The 10,080-nt window shown below is 65.6% G+C and carries 13 protein-coding genes; 7 read left to right on the forward strand and 6 right to left on the reverse strand.

The window, feature by feature from the left end:
* Positions 1 to 106: 106 nt before the first annotated feature.
* Positions 107 to 562: a GNAT family N-acetyltransferase gene (locus tag SO139_RS16745; protein WP_449377882.1), complete on the forward strand. Its 456-nt coding sequence runs from the start codon at positions 107 to 109 to the stop codon at positions 560 to 562.
* 254 nt (positions 563 to 816) lie between these two features.
* Positions 817 to 1,758, forward strand: a complete 942-nt coding sequence (locus SO139_RS16750; protein WP_474798344.1) for an aldo/keto reductase — start codon at positions 817 to 819, stop codon at positions 1,756 to 1,758.
* Positions 1,759 to 1,774: 16 nt separating this feature from the next.
* Here the strand turns inward: SO139_RS16750 and hmuQ are convergent, their stop codons facing one another.
* The 3 genes from hmuQ to SO139_RS16765 all read right to left on the reverse strand — a co-directional run bounded on the left by hmuQ (position 1,775) and on the right by SO139_RS16765 (position 5,061).
* Positions 1,775 to 2,098 (reverse strand): heme-degrading protein HmuQ, encoded by a 324-nt coding sequence (gene hmuQ / locus SO139_RS16755; protein WP_449377880.1) that lies wholly within the window; start codon positions 2,096 to 2,098, stop codon positions 1,775 to 1,777.
* Positions 2,099 to 2,239: 141 nt separating this feature from the next.
* Positions 2,240 to 3,460 (reverse strand): DUF1501 domain-containing protein, encoded by a 1,221-nt coding sequence (locus tag SO139_RS16760; protein ID WP_449377879.1) that lies wholly within the window; start codon positions 3,458 to 3,460, stop codon positions 2,240 to 2,242.
* Complete coding sequence (locus tag SO139_RS16765; RefSeq protein WP_449377878.1) at positions 3,457 to 5,061, reverse strand: DUF1800 domain-containing protein; 1,605 nt, start codon at positions 5,059 to 5,061, stop codon at positions 3,457 to 3,459. Before SO139_RS16765 ends, SO139_RS16760 begins: the two co-directional genes overlap by 4 nt.
* 101 nt (positions 5,062 to 5,162) lie before the next feature.
* On the opposite strand from SO139_RS16765, the gene SO139_RS16770 reads away from it, so the two are divergent.
* Complete coding sequence (locus SO139_RS16770) at positions 5,163 to 5,393, forward strand: cysteine-rich CWC family protein (RefSeq protein WP_449377877.1); 231 nt, start codon at positions 5,163 to 5,165, stop codon at positions 5,391 to 5,393.
* Positions 5,394 to 5,408: 15 nt separating this feature from the next.
* Here the strand turns inward: SO139_RS16770 and SO139_RS16775 are convergent, their stop codons facing one another.
* The 3 genes from SO139_RS16775 to SO139_RS16785 form a co-directional block, all read right to left on the reverse strand.
* Positions 5,409 to 6,104 (reverse strand): glutathione S-transferase family protein, encoded by a 696-nt coding sequence (locus SO139_RS16775; protein ID WP_449377876.1) that lies wholly within the window; start codon positions 6,102 to 6,104, stop codon positions 5,409 to 5,411.
* A gap of 178 nt (positions 6,105 to 6,282) precedes the next feature.
* Entirely contained in the window at positions 6,283 to 6,513 is a 231-nt protein-coding gene (locus SO139_RS16780; RefSeq protein WP_449377875.1) for a hypothetical protein, read from the reverse strand.
* Entirely contained in the window at positions 6,510 to 7,289 is a 780-nt protein-coding gene (locus tag SO139_RS16785) for a TSUP family transporter (protein ID WP_449377874.1), read from the reverse strand. The genes SO139_RS16780 and SO139_RS16785 overlap by 4 nt, the downstream gene beginning before the upstream one ends.
* Positions 7,290 to 7,469: 180 nt before the next feature.
* Here SO139_RS16785 and SO139_RS16790 point away from each other — a divergent pair, with 180 nt between their 5' ends.
* The 4 genes from SO139_RS16790 to SO139_RS16805 form a co-directional block, all read left to right on the forward strand.
* Positions 7,470 to 8,384, forward strand: coding sequence for a LysR substrate-binding domain-containing protein (locus SO139_RS16790; RefSeq protein WP_449377873.1), 915 nt, complete (start codon positions 7,470 to 7,472; stop codon positions 8,382 to 8,384).
* A gap of 101 nt (positions 8,385 to 8,485) precedes the next feature.
* Positions 8,486 to 8,716 carry a hypothetical protein gene (locus SO139_RS16795; protein ID WP_449377872.1) on the forward strand — a complete coding sequence of 77 codons (231 nt, stop codon included), beginning with the start codon at positions 8,486 to 8,488 and terminating at the stop codon, positions 8,714 to 8,716.
* 46 nt (positions 8,717 to 8,762) lie between these two features.
* Complete coding sequence (locus tag SO139_RS16800) at positions 8,763 to 8,993, forward strand: hypothetical protein (RefSeq protein ID WP_449377871.1); 231 nt, start codon at positions 8,763 to 8,765, stop codon at positions 8,991 to 8,993.
* An 87-nt stretch (positions 8,994 to 9,080) separates the two neighbouring features.
* Positions 9,081 to 10,080, forward strand: a 1,000-nt coding sequence (locus SO139_RS16805) for a DEAD/DEAH box helicase family protein (RefSeq protein WP_498540231.1), incomplete at its 3' end; no start/stop codon positions are given.

Here is a 10,080-nt window from a genome sequence, read left to right on the forward strand (position 1 = left end):
GCTCCAAACAACCTAAAGCGTTATTGATCGGCGCGGCGATCATCCCGTTAGAACGACGGATCGATTGGCTAGCGCCTTGCTCCCCCCTTGATCGTGGAATTTCGCCATGTCGCTCACCATTCGCGCCGTCACCCGGCAGGACTACGATCAATGGCTGCCGCTGTGGGACGGTTACAACGCGTTCTACGGCCGCTCTGGTGCGACCGCGCTCGCGGCCGAGATCACGCGCATGACGTGGCAGCGCTTCTTCGATGCATATGAGCCGGTGCATGCGCTAGTCGCCGACAAAGACGGCCAACTGCTCGGCCTGACGCACTATCTGTTTCACCGCTCGACGACTGCGGTCGAGCCGTCCTGCTATCTGCAGGACCTGTTCGCGGCGGAGGCCGCGCGCGGCCAGGGCGTCGCCTCGGCGCTGATCTACGCGGTGTATGAGCGGGCGAAGGCCGCGGGCTCGCCCCGCGTCTACTGGCAGACGCACGAGACCAACCTCACCGCGCAGCGCCTGTATGATAAGGTCGCGGAGCGCTCCGGCTTCATCGTCTACCGCAGGATCTTCTGAGCCGCGGCCTGCAACCTGTGGATAAGCGCGGCTGTCACCTGCACGTAACATTGCAGGGCTAGGCTTCCGCTTGCGCCTGATCAGGCCCCCCGTCACCGATCAAGCGCCCAAGCGGTCCCCGTCAGTCGCCGCGTCTGACCGGGGCCGCATTTTTTTGTGCGCATGGCAGCACCGCGGCCGTCGCCTTGCTGGCCGAGCGCGTGGTCGTCAGAATGGCCCCTTGCCCGCACGCTCCTCTGACAGGACCTCCTCCCATGGAAATCCGTAATCTCGGCGCCTCCGGCCTGCGCGTCTCCGCCGTCGGCATCGGCTGCAATAATTTCGGCCAGCGCACTGATCTGGAGACCTCGCGCAAGGTGATCCACCGCGCGCTCGATCTCGGCATCACGCTGTTCGACACCGCCGACATCTACGCCGGCATGGGCGGTTCGGAGACCGTCTTGGGCACCGTGCTCGGCGACCGCCGCAAGGACATCGTGCTCGCGACCAAATTCTCCAAGCCGATGGCAAGCGACGGCACCAAGCAGGGTGCCTCGCGCCGCTACATCATGCGCGCGGTCGAGGCGAGCCTGAAGCGGCTGAAGACCGATTACATCGACCTCTATCAGCAGCACGATTACGATCCGCTGACGCCGCTGGAGGAGACGCTGCGCGCGCTCGACGATCTCGTGCGCCAAGGCAAGGTGCGCTACATCGGCAATTCGAACTTCCCCGCCTGGCGCATCGCCGAAGCCGAATTCACCGCGCGGGCGATGAACGTCAGCCGCTTCATCTCCTGCCAGGACGAATACAGCCTCGTGGTCCGCGACATCGAGAACGACCTGTTGCCCGCCGCGCAGGAGTACAAGCTCGGGCTATTGCCGTTCTTCCCGCTGGCGAGCGGTCTTCTGACCGGAAAATACCAGCGCGGTGCGGCCGCTCCCGCCGACACGCGCTTTGCCAAGGCGCCGGCGCTGCGCGAGCGCTATCTCACGCCGCGTAACGAGGATATCGTCGAGAAACTCCAGGCCTTCGCCAAGGCGCGTGGCCACACCATGGTCGAGCTCGCCTTCTCCTGGCTCGCCGCGCGTCCGCAGGTGGCGAGCGTGATCGCAGGCGCCACCCGCGTCGAACAAGTCGAGGAGAACGTCAAGGCAATCGCCTGGAAGCTCGGCGCGGACGAACTCGCGGAGATCGACGGGATCACCAAGAGCTGACGCTCGCAGCGCGGCGCTACTTCCCGCCGCGCCCCACGGTCTGCATCACCTCAAAGCCTTCGAACTGAGGATGGCCGAGATAAAGCGGCTTGTTGTCGCCGGCTTTGTGATGCGCGGCGCGAAACGCCTCCGACTTGGTCCAGGCCTCGAATGCCGCATAGTTGGCCCACACGGTATGCGAGGCATAGAGCGTGTGGTCCTCGGCTTCCGGCCCTCTCAGCAGATGAAACTCGATGAAGCCCGGCACCCTGTCCAGATGCGTGTCGCGCGACAGCCACACCTGCTCGAAGGCTTTTTCCGACCCCTTGGCGACGCGAAAGCGATTCATGGCGATGTACATGAAGTTGGTCTCCTGATGCTCCGCAGATTATCTCGTCATTCCCGGATTCGCCGCAAGGCGCAGACCGGATTCCATTTTTCCGCGGAGCGATGGATTCCGGGCTCGCGCTGAAGCGCGCCCCGGAATGACGACTGTGCTTGGTTATGCGACCAGCCCTCTCATCGGTCTTGCGCTGGCGCTGTCGGGGAACACCGTCTCCGCCAGCACGCGATCACCAAGGCCGAACTGGTCTTGCAGCACACCTTTGATGACTGCGCGCAGGTCGGTCGTCGGCTTGAGGTCGCGGCCTTCGTAGAGATTTGCGAGCTTCAATCCCGGCCAGTCGGAGATCACACGGCCGCCTTTCACGGCGCCCCCGGCGAGCAGCGCGATGGTGCCGGTGCCGTGGTCGGTACCATCGGTGCCGTTGATGCGTGCAGTGCGGCCGAATTCGGTTGCAACGACGACGACGGTGTCGCGCCAGCGATCTCCCAAACCGCTTTCGAACTCGGCGAGCGCGCCGTCGAGGCCGCCGAGCAGGAATGCGAGCCGCCCGACCGGACCGCCCTCATTGGCATGCGTATCCCAACCGTCGAAAGCGAGCGCGGCGATGCGCGGGCCGTCGTCGGCCGCCATCAGTTTTGCGGCACCCTTCGCGACCAGGCGCATCTGCGCGACCGCGTTGCCTCCCTTCGGCTTCATGTCGTCGCCGCTTGCCGCCTTCTCGAACTGCAAGCCTTGCGACAATGCAGAGGCAAGCGCGGGGTCGCGGTGACGATAGAGATCGACGAGCCGCATCGCGGTGTCGTCATCGGCCTGCGGCAGCGCGACCGGCGCCCAGCCGACGGTCGGCGCGGCGCCGCGCAGCACCAAGGGCGTGGTGGGACCGACCGCAAGCCCGCTGGAGACGCGCTCGCCGCGCGGCAGCGCTTCCAGCGCACGGTTGAGCCAGCCGGATTGCACGCGGCCGGGGCCCGCATAGCCGCTTTCGAGCACGTCCTGGCCGTCGAAATGCGAGCGGTCGCGGTAGGGCGTCGACACCGCATGGATCACCGCGGCATGCTTGTCGCGATACATGCGCGCGAATTCCGGCATCGAGGGATGCAGCGCGAAGAACGAGTCCAGCATGAGCGCAGGATGCTCACCATCGCGTCTCAACGCGATCGAGCCGTGCAGGCCGGCATAATCGGGATCACCAAGCGGCGCGACGGTCGCAAGGCCGTCGAGCGCGCCGCGCAGAATCACCATGATCAGGCGCGGATCGCGGCCGTCGGCCGCGCGCGCGAATTTCGGCAAATACGCCCAGGCGGCGAAGGAGACGCCACCAAGCAGCAGCGCACGTCGCGAAGTGAGGAGCCGATTCTCGGCGCAATCCATCGTCATCTCCTCTGGAATTCAGGCGACATCAGGAGCAGCGCCAGTGCCTGCTGGCGCGATTCCGCACGCTCGATGGTCCGCCGCGTCTCGGTCGAGGCCGCATCTGCCGCGGCGAATTCCAGCAGGTCAAGCGGATCGATATTGTTGCCGAGCCGCGAGCCGATCTGGACCGCGATGTCGAGCCTGAGCTTCATGCCCTCGGGCGCGGTCCAGGCGGCGTTGGTGTCGGGAAAACCGTTCGGCCCGGCCGGCGACCACAGCGGCTGACCGAGCAGATTGAGGCTGCCCAGGTACTGTCCGGGATCTTCAGGCACGCGCGCGAGCAGCCTGCCGCTCGCGACCAGGAATTCGTAAGGCGAACGCATCTTGGTCAGAGGCGCGGTCCAGGCCTCGTTGGAATCGACGAGGGCTGTCGCAAGCGCCTTGAGGTCGCCGTCGGTCTTCGTGAATACATCGCGCAGGCGCGCAACGAGCGCGGGCGGCGGATCATCCGCGACGAAGTGACGAGCGAACTTCGTGGCGATGAAGGTCGCGGTCGAGGGATGGCGCGCGATGTCGGCGAGCGCCGCTTCGCCCTGCGCCAGCCCCGCCGCGTCATAGGTTTTGCCGAGCAGCACCTGCGGCCCGGGCTGGTGGGCATTGGCGTTGAAGACGAAATTGCCGGGCTCGCCCAACCGGCCCTGCCGGCCGGCGAAGGTCCATCCCGTGATGATGCGCGCAAGCGAGGTGACGTCCTCCTGCGTGTAACCGCCATTCACGCCGAGCGTATGCAACTCCATGATCTCGCGCGCGAGATTTTCGTTGAGCCCGCGCTTGCGGTTCTGGCCCGCGCGCGAATCCGGACCCAGCGATTGCTGGTTGTCGAGAAAGAACAGCATCGCCGGATGCTGCTCGACAGCCTTGAGCATGTCGGCGAAGCGGCCGAGCACATGGGGGCGGATCGCCTCGCGCTCGAATGCGCCGGCCCAGATCCGCGCCAGCTCGCCCTTGGCTGCCGAGATGCAGAAATGGTTGGACCAGAACGCGACGAGGCGCTCGGTGAAGCCGCAATCGGCGAGCGTGGCGCGTTGCAGCCGCGCCAAAGCCTCGGCACGAAACGTCTTCTGGATCACATTGAGCGGTTGCGGCGCAGGCTTCGCGGTGGCCGGGGGCGGCGCATTGGGCTGCATGCCCTCAGCAGGTTTTGCTGCGGCGTCGGACGCCTTCATCTCCGGCGACTGGCCGGCGATGTCCATCGCGACGGCATTGAGCGACAAATTCCGGCGCGCTGCGGGCTTCTGATCGGCTGGTGCGGGCTGCGCTGGCGGCTGCTGGGCTTCGCCTGGTTTCGCTTCACCTGATTTCGATTCATCTGGCGTGCCGGCCTTGGCGGCAGCCTCGCGCGCCGCTTTCACCTGTGCCTGATATTCGAACACGGCCTGGCCGAGCTGCGGCGTCGATTGCAGGCCCGGCGCCTCCAGCAGCACGCCGTTCGGCCGGCCGAGCTCCGCCTTCACGAAGCCGCGCGGGTCGGACGCGGCATTGACGAAGTCGCCGGATGCGCCGCCGCGCGCGCCAAAGCCGAACCGGTTGAGGGCAACGAGCGCGGCTTGCGGATCGCGGGCCATTGTTCTGTCCTTGCACTTCCTAGCGGCATGCGCGGCGATTATTATACCGCCGTCAATGATGAACCCGGCATGAAAATGTCGGCGAAGCTTCGGCGCGAATGATGACAAATCGGAAAGAAATCCTCACCGCACCCGCCGCACCTTTGCGTCAAATCGCCTGTTCCCGCTGCGGCACGGCGTTTTCATGCGGATTGTCCGGTGCCTGTTGGTGCGCCGAGGAGCCTGCGCGGCTGCCGATGCCGGTCGAGGGCGAGGACTGCCTGTGCCGCGATTGCCTGCGCAAGGCGGCCGCGGATGCGGCGGCACGTAGCCCGGATGGAGCGCAAGCGTAATCCGGGCTACGAAACCTACACCTGGTGCCCCGGTGACTTCCGCGCCATGCCGCCGAACGCGTCGAGCAGCTTTTCACGCCATGCGTAGACGGGGTCGTCCGCCTCCAGCAGCTTGAACGGGCTCACCACGCGCGCCCATTGGAAGCCACCGAACACGATGTAGTCGGCGTAGTTCGGCGCGTTGCCGCCGAGGAAGGCTTGCGTTTTCAGAGTGAGACGCATGATGTCGAGCGATTTGCGAAAGGCGACGACGGCGGTGTCGCGGCTCGCCATGATCTCCTCCAGCGACTTGCCGAAACGCGCCTCTCGCGTCCGGCGAAAATAATCCGCATCGACCTGCGCCAAATTCTGCGGAATGTCGGCGATGATCAGCGGAAAGATGCCACCGACGATCGCGATATCGCCCCACCCGTTCAGCATCCGCGCCATCGCGCGGCCACCCTCCCCGCCGAACAGCGACGGGCGATCTGGAAAGGTGTCTTCGAGATAGTTGGCGATGGTCCAGGAATCGACGACCGGCCTGTCGTCGTGCAGCAGCACGGGCACCTTTTGCGAGCCGTGTGGCGCAATCGCGGCTTTCTCGGTGAAGCGCCAGGGCAGGGTGTCCGCGGCGAGGCCCTTATGCGCAAGCGCCATGCGCGTACGCCAGCAATATGGGCTGAAGGGCCGCGCTGCGTCGGTGCCGACGAGTTCGAAGAGTTTGAGTGACATGAGCGGTCTTCCCAGCCAGACCTTCTTCCTGAGGAGCGCGGAACGCGCGTCTCGAAGGATGAAGGCCCGATTATCGACCTCGCCCTTCGAGACGCGCGCAAGATGCGCGCTCCTCAGGGTGAGGGTCTCCCATTCTGGATTGCTTCGCTGACGCTCGCAATGACGATGTGGAGAGGCCTCACCTTCCGTTGACGCGCAAGAACCTCTCGCCGTCTTCCGTCACCGCGATGATCAGGCCCATGCCGGGCAGCGTCTCGCGTGCGACATAGCCGCGGTCGGCGGCGTCTTCCCAGATGGTCAGGCGTGGGCACGACGTCTTCCAGGTCGAAATCACCTCGGCATAGACGCGGGGCTCGCGCGCGATCCATTCGACGAAATCCAGAACCAGCGGGTCTGCGCTGTCAGTCATTGCACACCTCCGTTGTCAAAGGCCGCCATCACGGGCGTGCGAACCAGGAGCCAGCTTCCATAGGCGATATAGTAGCATGCGATTGTGGTGATCAGCCGCATCGACCAGGCGATGAATTGCTGATCGCTCATCGCCTCCAGGATACGCCGCGCCAGCGTGGTTCCGAGCATCGAGGCCACGATCGCGACGCCGGCCAGAACGGGATCGAGCGAAGCCGCCTGGTCGATCACGCCGCCGAAATAGATCAGCTTGGTGAAATGGCTCACCACCTGGCACACCGCCTTGGTAGCCACCTTCTCGCGCCGGCCGAATTCACCGCCCAGAAAGAACGTGTCGAGCAGCGGCCCCGAGACGCCGGTCATCAGCATCAATCCCATGCAGATCGTGCCGTAGACGGTGCCCTGCCAGACACTGTCCGGGTCGGGCTTGACGCTCGACGGCAGCAGCCGCGCCATGAACGGGGTGACGCCGAGCAGGAGCAGCGCGGTCGGCTTGTCCGGCACGTAGCGGGAGATCGACCATGCCGCGAGCGCAACGGCGCAGCCGATCAAATAGACCCCGACCGGCCGCCAGCGGATATGCGCGCGCCAGAGCAGCGCGCGCCAGCCATTCGAGGCGATCTGCGTGATCGCGTGCAGCACCATCGCGGATGGCAGCGGCATCAGCGCCAGCAGCACGCCGATCAGGATCAGTCCGCCCGCCATGCCGAACAGCCCCGACAGAAACGCGGTGGCGACCATCAGCAATCCAAGGGCAGCGATCATGATGGGCGTCACGACGGGATCTCCTGTGGTGGCTCAAGTCTGGGACGCAAGCTGCCTCTCGCGCCGCCCTTGCGGGAAGGCGCAGGCACCTCAAGATCAGCTTGGAATTGCACTCATTCTTGTGACTCGCTTGTGGAACTCTCGCAAACTGAGTTATCTTGGCCTGGCATCAGCTTTCCTGAGGGTATGTTTTTGCGGCGGCTGCTCTTTCTCAACGGCATCAAGGCATTCGAGGCGGCGGCGCGGACCGGCAGCTTTGCCGCCGCAGGCATCGAGTTGAGCGTCTCGGCCGCCGCGGTCAGCCGCATGGTGCACCTGCTCGAAGAGCGGCTTGGCGTCGCGCTGTTCGAGCGCAAGGCCAACAAGCTCGTGCTCACGCAAGCCGGCCGCGCCTATCAGAGCGGGTTGACACCGATCTTCGACGCGCTGGCGAGCCTCACCGCGCAGGTGACGGCGCCCTCCAGCGTGCGCGTGCTGACCATCGGCGTCGGCCACACCTTTGCGATGCGCTGGCTGATCCCGCGTCTCTCCGAATTCCGCAGCGAGGAGCCGGATATCGAGGTGCGCTTCACCACCGGCGGCGCCGCGGTCCCGTTCGGCGAGGACTGGAGCTGCGGCATCAAGCTCGGCACCGGCGACTGGCCGGGGCTGGTCGCCGAGCCGCTGTTTGCCGGCGATCTCACGCCGGTCTGCGTACCTCGCCTCGCCACATCCCTGAAGCGGCCGGCCGACCTCAAGGGCCCAAGCCTGATCCGCGTCGCGCATTCGCCGGAGGATTGGCCGCTCTGGCTGAAGGCGGCAAATGTCAGCCGCATCACCGCGCGCGGGCCCGAGTTCCAGTTCTACGGGCAGGCGCTCCAGGCCGCGGTCGACGGGCTCGGCATCGCCATGGGCATCCGCCCCTATATCGACGACGATCTCGCCGCCGGCCGGCTGGTGGCGCCGTTCGACCTCTCGGTGCCCAAGGGCATGCGCTGGTATCTGGTGTATCGCAGCTTCCAGACCGAGCAGCGCGACTTTGCCGCGTTCCGCCGCTGGATCATGCGCACCGCTGCGGAACCCGCGGCGCGCAAGCGCAGGGGTGGGCGCCTCGCCGCGCGCGCCTGAAACGAAAAACGAAAAAGCCGCCCTCGTGTGAACGGCTTCACACGCGCCTTTGCGCGGACGTGGTCTCCTAACCCTCCAACGAGAAATTGGGGACTACCACTATGACGACACTTTACGACGGCTTTGACATTGAATCGTTCGAGGCTGGCAAGGGCCTGTGGCATGCCCGTATCCGGCGCGCGGACTTGAGCCTGCTCGCCATCGACGGCGTGCTGTTTCCGGCGATGGAGGTCGGCTTCGCCTGGCCCGATCCGGAAGCCGCGATTGCCGATGCCAAGCACCATATCGACCGTTTCCGACGGCGGACGGAGCTGGACGAAGAGGACCTTTGACCGGGGACTTTTGACACAGCACGGCGGCAGAACGAGGACTGAAGTCATGTCGCAGATCGAGTTCGAAGAAACGCAACCGCTGGCCCAATCCTGTGAACGCTCCGTGCTGTCGAGCTGCCCGGAATGCAACGGAGAGCTCACCGTGCTCCGCGTGATCGGCGGCCGGGCTGGCTGCGAGTACTGGACCATGCGCTGCACGCACTGCGGCGGGATCCATCTCGACATTGTCGAGCCGCAAGCGGCCGTCGGAGACGACGGCTCGCTGCCGGCGGCGTGAGTCTGCTGCCAACCTGCTGTCAGCAGGCTGACCCGTGCAGGGGCATTCGCCCTTTCCTGAGCGGCGGACTCGTCCCATATTCGGGGCATGGCGAAGAAACCTGCTCCCCCCGAAAAATCCGGTAAAGCCCCGAAATCCAAAGCACATCGACCCGACGTGCAGCCAATCGGGCCGGCGCTGGCCGAGCTGCTCAATCCCGCGATCAATCGCGGCGAGAGCGGCATCGGCTCGTCCACGGGGCTCCAGCCGCCGCCGGACAATTCGCGCGACCGTCGCGCCGGCGGCGAGGCCGCAGCGCATCGCGCGCGCGCCTCGACTCCGAAGGATTTTCCGCAGGATTCGACTCGTGGCTCACCCCCCTCCCCGACCAAGGGGGGAGGGAGCGGAGAGGCTGGTGCGTTCGAGGAAGCGCCGCAGGCCAATTACGGCACTGCCGCGACCGTACCGTTCCTCGATCCGGAACTGGCGCGTCAACTCGGGCTGCCCACCGAGGAAGACGATGCCGAGGCTCTGGCACGGCCACCGCGCAGCAAGATGGAGGCGCTGGGCGTCAAGGCCACCGCGGACGCGCTGGAGACGCTGATCCGCGAGGGACGACCGGAGTTCCGCAAGGACGACGGCTCGATGCGGGTGTGGACGCCGCACCGGCCCCCGCGCCCGGAAAAGTCCGAAGGCGGCGTGCGCTTCGAGATCAAGTCGGAATACCAGCCAAAGGGCGACCAGCCGACGGCGATTGCCGAGCTCGTCGAAGGCGTCGAGCGCAACGAGCGTTCGCAGGTTCTGCTCGGCGTCACCGGCTCGGGCAAGACCTACACCATGGCAAAGGTGATCGAGGCGACGCAGCGCCCTGCCCTGATCCTCGCGCCGAACAAGACGCTCGCCGCCCAGCTCTACGGTGAGTTCAAGAATTTCTTCCCGGACAACGCGGTCGAATACTTCGTCTCGTATTACGACTATTACCAACCCGAAGCCTACGTCCCGCGCACCGACACCTATATCGAGAAGGATTCGTCCATCAACGAGCAGATCGACCGCATGCGCCATTCGGCGACGCGCGCGCTGCTCGAACGCGACGACGTCATCATCG

The sequence above is a fragment of the Bradyrhizobium sp. UFLA05-89 genome (genome assembly GCF_059803475.1).